11 protein-coding genes are annotated in these 14,727 nt (G+C 37.0%); 9 read left to right on the forward strand and 2 right to left on the reverse strand.

Going from position 1 to position 14,727, the window contains the following annotated elements:
• The first annotated feature begins 8 nt into the window (after positions 1–8).
• Positions 9–1,601 (forward strand): pyruvate dehydrogenase complex dihydrolipoyllysine-residue acetyltransferase, encoded by a 1,593-nt coding sequence (gene aceF / locus A9G23_RS00660; RefSeq protein WP_081296880.1) that lies wholly within the window; start codon positions 9–11, stop codon positions 1,599–1,601.
• 16 nt (positions 1,602–1,617) lie between these two features.
• A complete protein-coding gene (gene lpdA, locus A9G23_RS00665) occupies positions 1,618–3,042 on the forward strand; it encodes a dihydrolipoyl dehydrogenase (protein ID WP_065585789.1) in 1,425 nt (474 codons plus the stop codon).
• A 525-nt stretch (positions 3,043–3,567) separates the two neighbouring features.
• Here the strand turns inward: lpdA and A9G23_RS00670 are convergent.
• On the reverse strand, positions 3,568–4,752 hold the full coding sequence (locus A9G23_RS00670; protein WP_065585790.1) for a carbohydrate porin: 1,185 nt from the start codon (positions 4,750–4,752) through the stop codon (positions 3,568–3,570).
• A gap of 350 nt (positions 4,753–5,102) precedes the next feature.
• Here A9G23_RS00670 and prfA point away from each other — a divergent pair, with 350 nt between their 5' ends.
• From prfA to A9G23_RS00695, 5 genes are all read left to right on the forward strand, one after another.
• On the forward strand, positions 5,103–6,188 hold the full coding sequence (gene prfA, locus A9G23_RS00675) for a peptide chain release factor 1 (protein ID WP_065585791.1): 1,086 nt from the start codon (positions 5,103–5,105) through the stop codon (positions 6,186–6,188).
• Entirely contained in the window at positions 6,185–7,021 is an 837-nt protein-coding gene (gene prmC, locus A9G23_RS00680; protein ID WP_065585792.1) for a peptide chain release factor N(5)-glutamine methyltransferase, read from the forward strand. Before prfA ends, prmC begins: the two co-directional genes overlap by 4 nt.
• Before the next feature lie 16 nt (positions 7,022–7,037).
• Positions 7,038–7,892, forward strand: a complete 855-nt coding sequence (gene kdsA / locus A9G23_RS00685; protein ID WP_065585877.1) for a 3-deoxy-8-phosphooctulonate synthase — start codon at positions 7,038–7,040, stop codon at positions 7,890–7,892.
• 545 nt (positions 7,893–8,437) lie between these two features.
• The gene (locus tag A9G23_RS00690) at positions 8,438–9,856 is read left to right on the forward strand and encodes an OprD family outer membrane porin (RefSeq protein ID WP_081296881.1); all 1,419 of its coding nucleotides are present in this window, start codon (positions 8,438–8,440) and stop codon (positions 9,854–9,856) included.
• Positions 9,857–9,865: 9 nt separating this feature from the next.
• Positions 9,866–12,544, forward strand: coding sequence for a beta-N-acetylhexosaminidase (locus tag A9G23_RS00695; RefSeq protein ID WP_065585793.1), 2,679 nt, complete (start codon positions 9,866–9,868; stop codon positions 12,542–12,544).
• A gap of 73 nt (positions 12,545–12,617) precedes the next feature.
• Here the strand turns inward: A9G23_RS00695 and rraB are convergent, their stop codons facing one another.
• On the reverse strand, positions 12,618–13,013 hold the full coding sequence (gene rraB, locus A9G23_RS00700) for a ribonuclease E inhibitor RraB (protein WP_065585794.1): 396 nt from the start codon (positions 13,011–13,013) through the stop codon (positions 12,618–12,620).
• A 19-nt stretch (positions 13,014–13,032) separates the two neighbouring features.
• On the opposite strand from rraB, the gene rnm reads away from it, so the two are divergent.
• Together rnm and A9G23_RS00710 are read left to right on the forward strand one after the other, a co-directional pair.
• Positions 13,033–13,917 (forward strand): RNase RNM, encoded by an 885-nt coding sequence (rnm, locus tag A9G23_RS00705; protein ID WP_065585795.1) that lies wholly within the window; start codon positions 13,033–13,035, stop codon positions 13,915–13,917.
• Positions 13,918–14,021: 104 nt separating this feature from the next.
• Positions 14,022–14,642, forward strand: coding sequence for an L-threonylcarbamoyladenylate synthase (locus A9G23_RS00710; RefSeq protein WP_065585796.1), 621 nt, complete (start codon positions 14,022–14,024; stop codon positions 14,640–14,642).
• The last annotated feature ends 85 nt before the right edge of the window (positions 14,643–14,727 follow it).

The following is a 14,727-nucleotide window of genomic DNA, read 5'->3' on the forward strand; positions in this document are numbered from 1 at the left end:
TTGTTATAATGAGTATTCAAATTAAATTACCAGATATTGGCGGTGATGAAGTCGAAGTGACCGAAATTCTAGTTAATGTTGGTGACAAAGTTGAAGCTGATCAGTCAATTATGACTGTCGAAGGTGATAAAGCATCAATGGAAATTCCAGCACCACAAGCCGGTATCGTTAAATCTATTTCGGTAAAAATTGGCGATAAAGTCCAAACAGGTGTGGACATTATGGTCTTTGATGAGCAGGGTGGTGCTGAGCCTGCGGCTTCAGCACAAGAAGCACCAAAAGTTGAAGTGACACCAACTGCTGCTGCAGCGAGCCAAACTGTTGATGTCAATGTGCCTGATATCGGTGGCGATGAAGTTGAAGTGACCGAAATTTTAGTAAAAGTTGGCGATACTATATCTGTTGATGATTCGTTAATTACCGTTGAAGGTGATAAAGCTTCAATGGAAGTACCCGCAACCATTGCCGGCACCGTTAAAAGTATCACAGTGAAAGTGGGCGATAAGGTGAAAACAGGTTCCAAAATTATGGAATTTGAAACCACAACTAGTGCAGCGCCAGCTACACAAACAGCGCCGGTCGCTCCAGCACCTGTTGCTGAAAAAGCCGCACCAGCGCCAACATCATCGCCTGTTACCGCACAATCAGCGCCTGTATCATCAGGCAATGACTTTGTTGAAAATGATGCTTATGCGCACGCAACACCATCAGTACGCCGTTTAGCGCGTGAATTTGGCGTAAATCTCGCTAAAGTCACCGCGACAGGTCCTAAAAACCGTATTTTGCGTGAAGACATTCAAGCCTACGTTAAAAACGCAGTTAAACAAGTTGAGAGTGGCGCTGCTGGTGGTGCATTACCTGGTTTATTACCATGGCCGAAAGTTGATTTTAGTAAATTTGGTGAAGTTGAAAGCCTACCATTAACTAAAATCCAAAAAGTATCAGGTGCAAATTTACACCGTAACTGGGTCATGATTCCACATGTGACTGAGTTTGATGAAACCGATATTACTGATTTAGAGGCATTCCGTAAGCAACAAAATGCAGAAGCTGATAAGAAGAAGCTTGACCTTAAGATCACACCTTTAGTGTTTATCATGAAGGCGGTAGCTAGCGCATTAACCGCGTATCCACGCTTTAATAGCTCATTATCTGAAGATGCTCAAACGCTAATTATCAAAAAATACATTAATATTGGTGTAGCTGTTGATACACCAAACGGTCTTGTTGTGCCAGTGTTTAAAGATGTTGATAAAAAAGGCATTGTTGAGCTTTCTCGAGAACTTGCGGCAATTTCTAAAAAAGCGCGTGAAGGTAAATTGACTGGTAGCGATATGCAAGGTGGATGTTTCACTATTTCTAGCCTTGGTGGTATTGGTACAACCTCGTTTACACCAATTGTCAATGCGCCAGAAGTGGGCATTTTAGGCGTATCTCGTTCTAGCATGAAACCAGTATGGAATGGCAAAGAGTTTACACCACGCTTAATGTTGCCTTTATCATTATCATTCGATCATCGTGTTATTGATGGTGCGGATGGTGCGCGCTTCTTAAGCCATATTGTTAACGTCTTATCCGACTTACGTCGTTTAGTGATGTAATTAAGGAGATCAAATTATGAGTCAAGATGTTAAAACACAAGTTGTGGTTTTAGGAGCAGGACCAGCGGGTTATTCCGCTGCGTTCCGCGCAGCCGACCTTGGACTAGATGTTACCCTTGTTGAACGTTATTCAACACTGGGTGGTGTCTGTTTAAATGTAGGCTGTATTCCATCAAAAGCATTACTTCATGTTGCTAAAGTAATGGATGAAGCAAAATCATTAACTGAACATGGTATCCATTTTGGTACCCCGAGACTTGAATTAGACAAAGTGCGTGGCTGGAAAGAAAAAGTCATTAGTCAGCTGACTAACGGACTTGCTGGCATGGCAAAAATGCGCAAAGTCAATGTGATTCAAGGTGAAGCTCAGTTTACTGGTAGCCATACTATGGAGGTGACTTCTTCAAAAGGGATCACTAAAATTACCTTTGATAATGCGATTATTGCAGCGGGTTCTCGTCCAATTAAGTTACCTTTTATTCCACATGATGATCCGCGTATTTGGGATTCAACAGATGCCTTAGCGCTAACTACCATTCCTAAAAAATTATTATTAATGGGTGGCGGAATTATTGGTCTTGAAATGGGGACTGTATACCATGCGTTAGGTTCAGAAGTCGATGTGGTTGAAATGTTTGACCAAGTGATCCCTGCTGCTGATAAAGATGTGATCAAAGTCTTTACTAAGCAGATCCAAAAGAAATTCACTTTACGATTAGAAACCAAAGTGACCACCGTTGAAGCCAAACATGATGCAATTTACGTCACCATGGAAAAGAAAGACGGCTCCACCGAAACCTATACTTATGATGCGGTATTAGTGGCGATTGGTCGTACGCCAAATGGTAAGTTAATTAGTGCAGAAAAAGCAGGTGTTAACGTTACTGATCGTGGATTTATCGAAGTGGATAAACAGATGCGCACTAACGTACCACACATTTATGCCATTGGTGATATTGTGGGTCAGCCAATGCTTGCGCATAAAGGTGTACACGAAGGGCATGTGGCAGCAGAAGTGATTGCTGGTAAAAAACACTTCTTCGATCCAAAAACCATTCCTTCTATTGCCTATACTGAACCTGAAGTGGCGTGGGTGGGCTTAACTGAAAAAGAAGCGAAAGAAAAAGGCATTGATTATGAAGTATCAATCTTCCCATGGGCTGCTTCAGGGCGCGCTATTGCTTCGGATTGTTCAGAAGGGATGACAAAACTCATCTTTAATAAAGCAGATAATCGCTTGCTAGGTGGTGCGGTTGTTGGCGTGAATGGCGGTGAATTACTAGGTGAAATCACCTTAGCTGTTGAAATGGGCTGTGATGCCGAAGATATTGCATTAACTATCCATGCTCACCCAACATTGCATGAATCGATCGGCTTAGCTTCTGAAATTTATGAAGGCTCAGTCACCGATTTACCTAATGCCAAAGCGAAGAAGAAATAGTTAATAAGTCATTTATTTACTTAGTAAAATGCCGTTAGCTCAAACTAACGGCATTTTTATTTGTCTTAAAATAATTTATTTTGTAAAAATTTTTCAGAAAATACTGTGTTTCAGTAAAAAAATAAAGACACGATTAAACTACTAAGCGCTAATCTTAATGAAATTGCAGGGAGAAGGAAGTAAGTTATTTAGCATGATTGTTTCCATAAATGACAGACCCTCACCAAAATATTATACAGTTCTTACTCTCTATAAATTGTTTATTTTGGTAATTGAAGAGGAATAGAATCACGTACAATAACAATCTTCTCCTCACAAATCCAACCAAAATTATTTAAACAGCATTATTTATATTAAGATGATAACGCTTAATTATAAATATTATCTCTATACATTCTTTAACTAAATCTAGGTGGCATTTAGCTAATATATTTGTGCTGATATCAATAGTTTTGTTCAAAGCTATATAGGGTTAGTTTAATTTGGCGCTAACAGTTATTAATTAGAGTTAAAGTTTAATTTTGTTTAGTAAAAATATTTGAATCTGACGCGGGCACCATAACGCTCATCGGTACTATCCCCATGTGATTTACTTCTATCTAAAAGTGACCAATAAGCGCCTAAATAAATATTAAAATTATCCATATCCAATACATTATCAATTAAGTAGGAAGCATTAACAGTGTGAATTTTATATTTGCCTTTACCGATAATATGCCCGTTTTTGAGACGATTTTCTGGGTTAAATTTTTTAATATTATTATTAGCATAATAGTAACCTAAACCGATTTTTTCCCAGATAATATCAGTACCAATAGTCATATCATCTTCGTCTTTAGCATTCATATAGGCAAAGCTAGTATTTATTTTTAATCCTTTATTGGTTACCTCCCAATCTCTTTCACTATTCCAAGAGAATGTTGCACCATAACCTGTCCTTTGAGATTGATCTCGGAACTTTTTATTATTATCGTAATAACCATAAGCGTTTTTCACAACATTAGTTTCAGCTGCAATTGCTGTAGAAAAACTATCATTTTTCCAGAATAAAACAGGGCGAATATAGACTACATTTTTCTTTTTCTCAATGTTATAACCATGATAGGTTGATTTATTAAACATTGTTTCGCCATTATTAATCAAAGTATTTAATTCAAAATTAAAATTATCAAAAAAAAGTTTATTAAATTGAATACTGCCTCCATTTTTACTGCGCCCTCGACCTTCTTTCATCATGTAGATGTAACCAAAGCCATCTTCATAAAGATCATTAGCGGTATTGCCTGAATATTCAATAAATGTATCTTGTCCTAGCGGGAACATGTCATAAGCTTCATAGCGTCCTAGCTTAACACTCCAATCTTGTTTTTGTCCAAAATAGAACGCAGCATCATCCAGATTCATATCGCCACTTAAATCAGCCAAGGGTTGCACTACAAATCCCGCAAAATTCTTATTATTGATTTCGCGATAGCCATCTAACCCAATCAATATTCGACCATTAATATCCCAGCGATCTTTATCAGCAGGGGTATTTTTTTTATCTGCTGTTGCTTTTAATGAGCTAAGTTGTTGTTTACTGCTGGCTGCATCAACATTGAATTCAATATCACCATATAGTTTTAGCTGCCCTTGCTGTGTATCCCATTGAATTGCGGCGTTAGCCATTGAACTTAATCCAATTAAACTGAGTATAAACACTTTCTTCATAAAATAACTCCTTAAATATTTTAACTATATCATGATTAATTGTTATGTATGCAATAACAATTAATTGGATATTTATTGATATTTACTATGTAAATCAAAAGTATTTATTAGTGATATCGTTTTTATTTGGTGATGTTATATGGTGGGTAGATTTTTTTAAACACTAAAAATGTATTTTTGTGACACGAGTAACATTTTTAGCATATTGATTTATCTTGAATTAAAAATACTCTTTTTTTGACGAATTTCCTTTGACATTGTAAGGATAATCCGAAACTATATTTTAAAAGCAATTAAGTATATAATGCCCCACAAATTTAATTAATTTATATCATCTAAAATATATTTCTATGAAATCTTCAATTATCAACAAATTAGAAACGCTACAAGAGCGTTATGAAGAAGTTCAAGCATTATTGTCTGATGCTTCGGTTATCGCCGATCAAAATCGCTTTCGCACACTTTCTAAAGAATATTCACAGTTAACGGGAGTGGTTAAGTGTTTTTCTGATTGGAAGCAAACACAAGAGGATATTGAGACAGCTAAAATGATGCTATCCGATCCTGAAATGAGCGAAATGGCACAAGAGGAACTAAACGAAGCATTAAGCCGAATTGAAGAGCAAGAAAAGCAACTACAAGTGCTATTACTACCGAAAGATCCAAATGACGATTACAACTGCTTTGTGGAAGTGAGAGCGGGAACGGGTGGCGATGAAGCCGCTATTTTTGCTGGTGACTTAGCCCGAATGTATACACGCTATGCTGAATCTCGCAATTGGCGCGTTGAAATTATGAGCGCAAATGATGGTGAGCATGGTGGCTATAAAGAAGTTATTATGTTAGTAAGTGGTGATGGTGTTTATGGTCATTTGAAGTTTGAATCGGGAGGACATCGTGTTCAACGTGTGCCAGAAACGGAGTCGCAAGGTCGTATTCATACATCTGCTTGTACCGTCGCTGTTTTGCCCGAAGTGCCTGAAGCTGAAATGCCCGAAATTAACCCAGCTGATTTAAAAATTGATACTTATCGTTCATCTGGTGCTGGTGGTCAACATGTTAATACGACTGATTCGGCCATTCGTATTACCCATCTACCGACTGGTATTGTGGTTGAGTGCCAAGATGAGCGCTCACAACATAAAAACAGAGCTAAGGCGATGTCAGTTTTAGCCGCACGAATTCAAGATGCGGAACTACGTAAGCGCCAACAAGAAGAGGCTTCAACACGTCGAAATCTATTAGGTTCTGGTGATCGTTCAGATAGAATTAGAACCTATAACTATCCACAAGGTCGAGTTACCGATCATCGAATTAACCTAACGCTTTATCGTTTAGACGAAGTGATGGAAGGGAAATTAGAGATGCTAATCGATCCTATTGTACAAGAATATCAAGCAGATCAACTAGCCGCTTTATCGGAACAAGATGAATGACTTACTTAGAATGGCTTAAGTGTGCATCTCAAACCTTAACAGATAGTGAAAGCCCAAAACGAGATGCTGAAATTTTGCTGAGTTTTGTGACGCAAAAAACACGAACATTTTTAATGGCGTTTAGTGAAACACCACTTACTGATGATGAATTGATAGCTCTATCTGAATGCTTAAAACGCAGGCAAAACGGTGAACCTATCGCTTATATTACTGGCGAAAAAGAGTTTTGGTCTTTGAAGTTTAATGTTTCTAATGCCACGTTAATACCGAGACCCGATACCGAAAAATTAGTCGAATTGGGTTTAGAGTATCTGCCTAAAGTGCCATGCGAAGTGTTGGATCTTGGTACCGGTACTGGTGCAATAGTTATTGCCATGGCAACTGAGCGTCAAGACTGTTTATTTACCGCAATTGAAAAAAATAAAGATGCGCTAATTTTAGCTCAACAAAATGCAGCCCACATTGGAGTAAACAATGTCTATTTTTTACAAGGTGACTGGTATAAACCAATTAAAAACAGAAAATTTTCGATGATTGTCAGTAATCCGCCTTATATCGAACCAACAGACTTTCACTTATCACAAGGTGATGTGCGTTATGAACCAAGAAGCGCACTAGTTTCAGAAGATGAAGGTTTAGCTGATATTAAACTCATTGTACAAGGTGCAACTAAGCATTTAAATCAATATGGTTGGTTACTGATAGAACATGGTTGGAAACAAGGCGAGGCAGTGCAAACCATTTTTAAACAACACGGATTTCAATTAGTAGAAACCTTCACCGACTATAGCGGTAATGATAGAGTTACACTAGGTCGCTGGTTTAAACCTTAATTAGGAAAATTTTATGATGCAGCAAAAAAAAGTAAATGTTGGTGATATTACTGTCGCCAATGATCTACCTTTTGTACTATTTGGTGGTATGAATGTACTTGAATCTCGCGATTTGGCAATGAGAATTTGTGAACATTATGTTACCGTCACTAATAAACTGAATATCCCTTATATTTTTAAAGCGTCTTTCGATAAAGCGAATCGCTCATCAATCCATTCTTATCGTGGACCAGGCTTAGAAGAAGGGCTTAAAATCTTCCAAGAGCTTAAACAACAGTTTGGCATTAAAATTATTACCGATGTCCATACCGAAGCGCAATGTCAACCTGTTGCCGATGTGGTTGATGTGATTCAATTACCAGCCTTTTTAGCAAGACAAACTGATCTCGTTGTTGCAATGGCTAAGACAGGTGCGGTAATTAATGTCAAGAAACCGCAATTTGTCAGTCCTGGGCAAATGGGCAATATTGTTGAAAAATTTGAAGAGGCAGGCAATAATCAAATCATCCTTTGTGATCGCGGTAGTTGTTTTGGTTATGACAATTTAGTAGTGGATATGCTTGGTTTTAACATTATGAAAAAAGCCAGCAAAGGTTCGCCCGTTATTTTTGATGTTACTCATGCTCTGCAATGTCGTGATCCAATGGGCGCAGCATCTGGCGGGCGTCGTGGTCAAGTGACTGAGCTTGCGCGTTCAGGTATGGCTGTTGGTATTGCAGGTCTCTTCTTAGAATCGCATCCCGATCCAATCCATGCAAAATGTGATGGCCCATCAGCATTACCACTAGCAAAACTAGAACCTTTCTTAAAACAGATGAAAGCCATTGATGAGCTAGTAAAAGGTTTTGAAGAAATTGATACTGAAAATTAAAAATTGATATATTTTCTATAATTTGAAAGAATGTGTAATTCATTGTGGATGACACATTCTTATTTATAGTTAATAAAAAGAGAAATTTGAGTGATTTCTTTTTTTACTGCATTTTTTAACCGCATTATTTACTTTTCTTCCCTGTTTTTTCACATTGAAATCTATTCTTGTTTTTATATCTTAAATATTAATAACAATACTCACGATTGTCTTAAAACTAATCTATTATTTTTTTTAGTAAAAAAAGGTGTGATTTTATCTTAAAATTCGCTTAAAAAATGATTGTTTTGGTGACTTTGATCACGATTTTAGATAGTTTAATTTGCTAGATAAAATATGTTTATGCATTATAAAACTACATATTACAGCCTATTTTGCAATTTATGAACTTTTTATCGAACTACATTAGTGTTAAATAGGCTTAAAAAATAATGTGTCTTTCAAATTTTAAGGTAAATATTAATTTGTACTTTGACTTACTCATGTAAGTTAGATCTTGAAAAATTTATTTATTAATTAAATAGAATAATTTTAGGGAAATAAAGATGAATACCTATAATGCACAAATAATCCCTCGACCAGCTAATCTTTTAACTAAACTGATTTGTTCTGTCTCTGTGTTAGTGAGTGTAACGCCTGTTTATGCTATCTATGAAAACAATTTTGTAGATGATGCTTCATTAACAGGTAATGTCTTTTTTTGGAATCGTGATCGTGATCGTAAAGATATCGAAACGGATAAATATAAAAGCAATATTAGGCAATCAACCTTTAATAGTAATTTGGATTTTCGTTCTGGATATATTGCCAATAGATTTGCTATCGAGCTAGGCGGTTATGGCGCATGGGAGGTGAGTAATGGTGGCAATGGTCATCCAAATGAGATTGGGTTTAGTGGTGCAAACACGCGTTGGGATGAAGATTGGAAGAAAGATGTCAGTGGGCTTAGTTTTTATAAAGCACAAGCGAATTTTAAGATTGATGAATTATTTTGGCTGAAAGCAGGTTATATTCAACCTTCTGGACAAACGTTACTGGCACCTCATTGGAGTTTATTACCGGGTACTTATCGTGGGTTTGAATTGGGTTCTACCCTTGATTTTGATACAGCTGGTGCATTATCGATGTCATACATGTGGACAGATAAATATAAAGCGCCATGGTATAAAAGGCTCTATGAATTCAAACAATGGGGCGCGGGTAAAAAAATTGATTATTTACATTCTGCTGGCTTGAAGTATGACTTCAAAAATAATTTAGTATTAGAAAGTGCATTTGGCCAAGCGCACAATTATATGGACCAATTTTTTGGCAAAGTATCTTATAGAACAGAAGTGTTTGATAGCCCGCTGACCATGAGTTACCAATTTTATGGTGCCAAAGATCAATCCCATCAAGGCAAAGATGTTTACGATGGCTTAGCATGGTTGCAAGCGGCAACATTAGGTTATCAAGTTGGTCCAATTGGTCTGCGACTTGAAGGTGTTGCGGTTAAAGCTAATGGAGAGCAGGGATTCTTTTTGCAACGAATGACACCTGATTATGCTTCATCAAATGGTCGTTTAGATGTTTGGTGGAATTCGCGTTCAGACTTTAATGCCAATGGCGAAAAAGCCGTGTTTGCTGAAGTGACTTATGATTTAAGTAATCTATCTTACTCTTTAGCAGGCTGGAAAACCGGTGCTTCTTATGCTTATGGATGGAACGCAAAACCAAGCACTAATCGACAATTCAATCAAAAACAACGTTTGATTGAATCAGCATATAACTTTGATTTAGGGTATACCGTGCAAGAAAGTTGGGCAAAAGATACGGCTTTCCAATTGCACTATACCAAATATAACAATCACTCAAATAGTATACCAAGCTGGGGCGGTGGATATGGGAATATCTTTCAAGATGAGCGAGATATCAAATTTATTGTCACAATTCCATTCACTGTTTTTAGTGCTCAACAAAAATAGGTAAAAATGATGAAAAAGATAAAAACAGCAATATTAGCCACTTCAATTGCTTCTTTGTTAAGTATGGGAGCAACCCAATCTGTTTTTGCTTCGCAACAAATTGTTGACTCAATGAGTTCACAACTCAATGTTAAATATGAGGTAATAGACAATCAAGCCGGGGCTCATGGTGTAAATTGTTCAGCTTTAGGTGCTGATTGGGCTGCTTGTAACAAAGTGCTCATTTCGCTAAAGAATAATGGTCCGGCAATCAAGGATAAGGATTGGGCTATTTATTTTAATAATATCCGTATGATTTTAGCGGTAAATAATGAACAGTTCAAAATAACCCATATTACTGGCGATCTTCATAAAATCGAACCAACAGAAAAATTCACCTCGATTCCCGCTCATTCAACCATCAATATTCCCATAATTGGTGAATATTGGATGGTAAGTGAAAGTGATTTAATGCCTCGTTGGTATATCACATCAAGTCATGCTAAACCAAAGATCATTGCTAATACTAACACGGGGACTGACAATTTATCGGCTTTTGTTGCACCAATTCAACAAAACTGGAAAAGAACCGCCGATGATCACAATACATTAATGACGCCTAATACTCGTTTCCAATATAATTCGGATATTAAGAAATTATCGGCTGAATCACTCCGCGGGCAAATTTTGCCAACACCTGCAAAAATGACATTAGGAAAAGAAGATATAACAATTGGCCAGCAAGGAGTGAATCTAATACTTAATGACTTAAATCAAGAAAGCTTAACAATTTTAAACACGGCGTTTAACGCGTTAGGTATTCCCGTTACTCAAAATGGTTATAAAATAAAAGCGACAATTGCTCCTGAACAATTTAAACAAGGGCAATTGGGGGGGTATCAATTAGATATTAAAAAAGATGAGGCTTTAATAGTAGCTTACGACGAAAGCGGTATTTTTTATGCTGTACAATCCATTTTATCATTGATTCCCGTAAACGAACTTAAAACAATTCCAACACTAAATGTGTTTGATTCCCCACGTTTTGCTTATCGCGGTATTATGCTCGATATTGGGCGTAATTTTAAATCTAAAGCATCCATAATGCGCTTATTGGATCAAATGGCAACATATAAACTAAATAAGTTTCATTTTCACCTCAGTGATGACGAAGGATGGCGAATTGAAATTCCAGACTTACCTGAACTCACCGATATTGGCAGTAAACGCTGCCATGATCTTACTGAGCAAAGTTGTTTATTACCTCAATTAGGCTCAGGACCCGAAAGTAATACGACAGGATCGGGATTTTTAAGTCGTCAAGACTATATTGAAATTGTCAAATATGCCAAAGCACGCTTTATCGAGGTTATTCCTGAAATTGATATGCCCGCTCATGCCAGAGCAGCAATTGTATCAATGGAAGCACGTTATAAACGTTTAATGGCAGAAGGAAAAGAGGCGCAAGCTAATGAGTTTCGACTAGTTGATCCAACCGATACTTCTAATACCACAACAGTACAATTTTATAATCGTTTAAGTTATTTAAATCCTTGCCTTGATTCATCTAAACGTTTTGTCAATAAAATCATAGATGAAATAACTAAAATGCATATTGAAGCTGGCCAACCACTTCACACTTGGCATTTTGGTGGTGATGAGGCTAAAAATATTCGTTTAGGCGCAGGTTATCAAGATCTACAAGCAAAAGATAAAACTGATGCTAAAGGAACGATAGATCAAAGCATAGAAGATCATCCATGGGCAAAATCTCAAGCCTGCCAAACCTTTGTGTCAAAAGGAAAGGTAAAAGATATTGAACATTTACCTAGTTATTTTGCACAACAAGTTAGTACGATAATAAAATCTCATGGCATTAACCATATGCAAGCATGGCAAGATGGCATGAAATATGCTGATAATGCAAAATCTTTTGCGGTTGATAAAGTGACAGTTAACTTTTGGGACACATTATATTGGGGCGGTTTTGACTCTGTAAATGAATGGAGCAATAAAGGTTATCAAGTGATCATTTCTAATCCTGATTATGTTTATTTAGATATGCCATATGAAGTCAATCCAAAAGAGAGTGGTTATTATTGGGCTACCCGTTTTAATGATGAACGAAAAATATTTAGTTTCGCACCAAATAATTTGCCACAAAATGCAGAAACTTCTGTTGATCGCGATGGTAATCCATTTACGGCTAAAGGGACAATGAATTGGTCTGGCGCGTATGGCATATCTGCTCAGATTTGGACTGAAGATATTCGGACAGATAAAAAAATGGAATACATGACATTCCCTCGTTTGTTGGCCGTCGCTGAAAGAGCTTGGCATCAGGCCGATTGGGAAATTGACTACCAAAAAGATCGTGAATTTGCTCAAGGAACAACGCATTATGTTGATCAACAACAATTACTTAATGATTGGATTCGATTCGCAAATTTAGTGGGGCAGCGTGAACTGCAAAAACTGGATTTAGCTAGTATAGATTATCGCTTGCCTGTTCCAGGTGCTAAAATTGAAAACGGTCAATTAGTAGCAAATATTGTGTTTCCTGGTTTAACCATTGAATATTCAACCAATCAAGGTAAAAATTGGTATCGCTACACTGAACCAGTAGGCATTAGAAAAGGCGAAACCGTCTCTGTTCGTAGCGTATCGCCCAATCACAAAAGAACGAGTCGTATAGAAGAATTGAAATAGATTAAGTTAATTCAAATATTCTTATCCGTTATTTAACGGATAAGAATACGAAGAGCAAAGTATATTGATAAACTTAATGAAGTGTTTCCATGAGTTCATTATCATCAAAATCGTCATCACTTCCATCTTCAAAATAAGTACCCCAACCATCATAATTGACGCCAAATTGGGCAGTAAGGTTGATGATTTCGGCAATTTGCGCATTGATTAATTCAGCTTTGAGCGGACTTTCAGTAACGATATCAAAAGCGATAACAACGTTGCCCGCATCATCGACATCTTCATCGGGATCGGTTGCTTCATAACCTAACTTATAAGCTTCTACTGCTACTTTTTCTAATTTATCAAAATTTTGTGATGAAACATGGTGTTCAATAATATAAAGCGCATGAGGATCGCTACCATCTTCTAACAGTTCTTCAATAATAGCGTTAGTATCTTGCTGAGCAAGAATAATTTGATCTTTCATAATATACCTTTTAGTGGTCATGCAAATTGTGTGGTATATTACACGTTTCAAAATAATTTTCGAGAAAAAAGTGATTGTTGATTTACATTCTCATACTACAGCATCAGATGGTGTGTTAACGCCCAGCGATCTTGTCAAAAGAGCGGTGGATAACCAAATTGCTATTTTGGCTATTACCGATCATGATACCGTTAAAGGCTTACCTGAAGCTCAACAAACAATTGCTAATGAAAATTTGCCTGTTAAATTAGTTTGTGGTGTTGAAATATCTACGGCTTGGAAGAATAACGAAATCCATATTGTGGGTTTAAATATTGATATTGAGCATCCTCAATTATTGACACTGTTATCCTCACAAGAGCAAGGCCGAATTAATCGGGCGTTAGCAATAAGCCAAAAATTGGCAAAGGTTAGTATCGAAAATGCTTATCAACAAGCACAACAATTTGCGAAAGGTGACATTGTTTCGCGCGCCCATTTTGCGAGATTTTTAGTCGCTAACGGCTATGTTAAGGACATCAAACGCGCATTTAAAAAGTACCTAGGTAAAGGAGGGTATGCTTATGTGCCTGCAACATGGTGTCGCATTGCTGATGCGGTTAATGCCATTCACATGGCCGGAGGGCAAGCGGTGCTTGCACATCCAAGTCGTTATGATTTAACTTTAACAAAATTGAAATTATTACTGAGTGAATTTAAAGCTTGTGGTGGCGATGCCATTGAGGTTTCGCAAAGCAGGCAAACGCAAGATGATTTACATCGATTAGCTAAATTAGCCAATGAATTTGACATGTTAGCATCGCAAGGTTCAGATTTTCATGATTTAGTTAATTATTTGGATTTAGGCAAAACAACGCCATTGCCAGGTAGCGTTACGCCAATTTGGCATAATTGGCAATACTAATTAAATCAAGATTAAATGGTTTTATATTTGCGTTTCATCAAAAGATTGACGGCATTGAACTCAATACTGAAAAAGAGATTAACGATTAATTATAGAAGAAAATTATGAGCCAAACTTTTTATATTCACCCAGATAATCCTCAAATGCGATTATTAGATCAAGTTGTTAAAATATTAAATGACGGTGGCGTTATCGCTTTTCCGACTGATTCTGGGTATTCTTTGGGTTGCTTACTGGATAACAAACATGGCGTTGATCGCATTTGCCAAATTCGTCAGCTGGATAAAAATCACAACTTTACTTTAATGTGCCGTGATCTTTCAGAGCTATCTTGCTATGCTTTTGTTAATAACACGACGTTTCGATTATTAAAAAATAATACACCGGGTAAATATGTGTTTATTTTACAAGCCAGTAAAGATGTACCGCGTCGATTAATGAACGAAAAACGTAAAACCATTGGGCTACGTATTCCAGATAATAAAATTGATTTAGCGTTACTTGAATTATTAGGGCAACCATTAATGACCGCAACGTTAATTTTACCTAATGATGATCAAGCGCAATCCGATCCCGACGAAATAGAAGATAAAATCGGCCATCAACTTGATGCGATTGTGCACGGAGGCTATATAGGTGAGCAACCCACCACCGTGGTTGATTTAACGAATGACTATCCAGAAATTATTCGTCAAGGAAGTGGAGACACTAAACCATTTGAATAAATGACCGTTTTTTATTGTCAACATTCAGACAATAAAGTGAAGAGAAAAATGATACCTGAGAAGGTAACAGCGAGGATAATATGAA

It is taken from the genome of Gilliamella sp. App4-10, assembly GCF_001690495.1.
In the GTDB taxonomy this organism is placed as follows: domain Bacteria; phylum Pseudomonadota; class Gammaproteobacteria; order Enterobacterales; family Orbaceae; genus Gilliamella; species Gilliamella apicola_G.

Bases quoted from the DNA above. Each gene is read 5' to 3' on its own strand.
- aceF (WP_081296880.1), top strand. From the start codon at position 9: ATGAGTATTCAAATTAAATTACCAGATATTGGCGGTGATGAAGTCGAA.
- A9G23_RS00710 (WP_065585796.1), top strand. From the start codon at position 14,022: ATGAGCCAAACTTTTTATATTCACCCAGATAATCCTCAAATGCGATTA.
- A9G23_RS00670 (WP_065585790.1), bottom strand. From the start codon at position 4,752: ATGAAGAAAGTGTTTATACTCAGTTTAATTGGATTAAGTTCAATGGCT.
- rraB (WP_065585794.1), bottom strand. From the start codon at position 13,013: ATGAAAGATCAAATTATTCTTGCTCAGCAAGATACTAACGCTATTATT.
- A9G23_RS00690 (WP_081296881.1), top strand. From the start codon at position 8,438: ATGAATACCTATAATGCACAAATAATCCCTCGACCAGCTAATCTTTTA.
- A9G23_RS00695 (WP_065585793.1), top strand. From the start codon at position 9,866: ATGAAAAAGATAAAAACAGCAATATTAGCCACTTCAATTGCTTCTTTG.
- lpdA (WP_065585789.1), top strand. From the start codon at position 1,618: ATGAGTCAAGATGTTAAAACACAAGTTGTGGTTTTAGGAGCAGGACCA.
- kdsA (WP_065585877.1), top strand. From the start codon at position 7,038: ATGCAGCAAAAAAAAGTAAATGTTGGTGATATTACTGTCGCCAATGAT.
- rnm (WP_065585795.1), top strand. From the start codon at position 13,033: ATGCAAATTGTGTGGTATATTACACGTTTCAAAATAATTTTCGAGAAA.
- prfA (WP_065585791.1), top strand. From the start codon at position 5,103: ATGAAATCTTCAATTATCAACAAATTAGAAACGCTACAAGAGCGTTAT.
- prmC (WP_065585792.1), top strand. From the start codon at position 6,185: ATGACTTACTTAGAATGGCTTAAGTGTGCATCTCAAACCTTAACAGAT.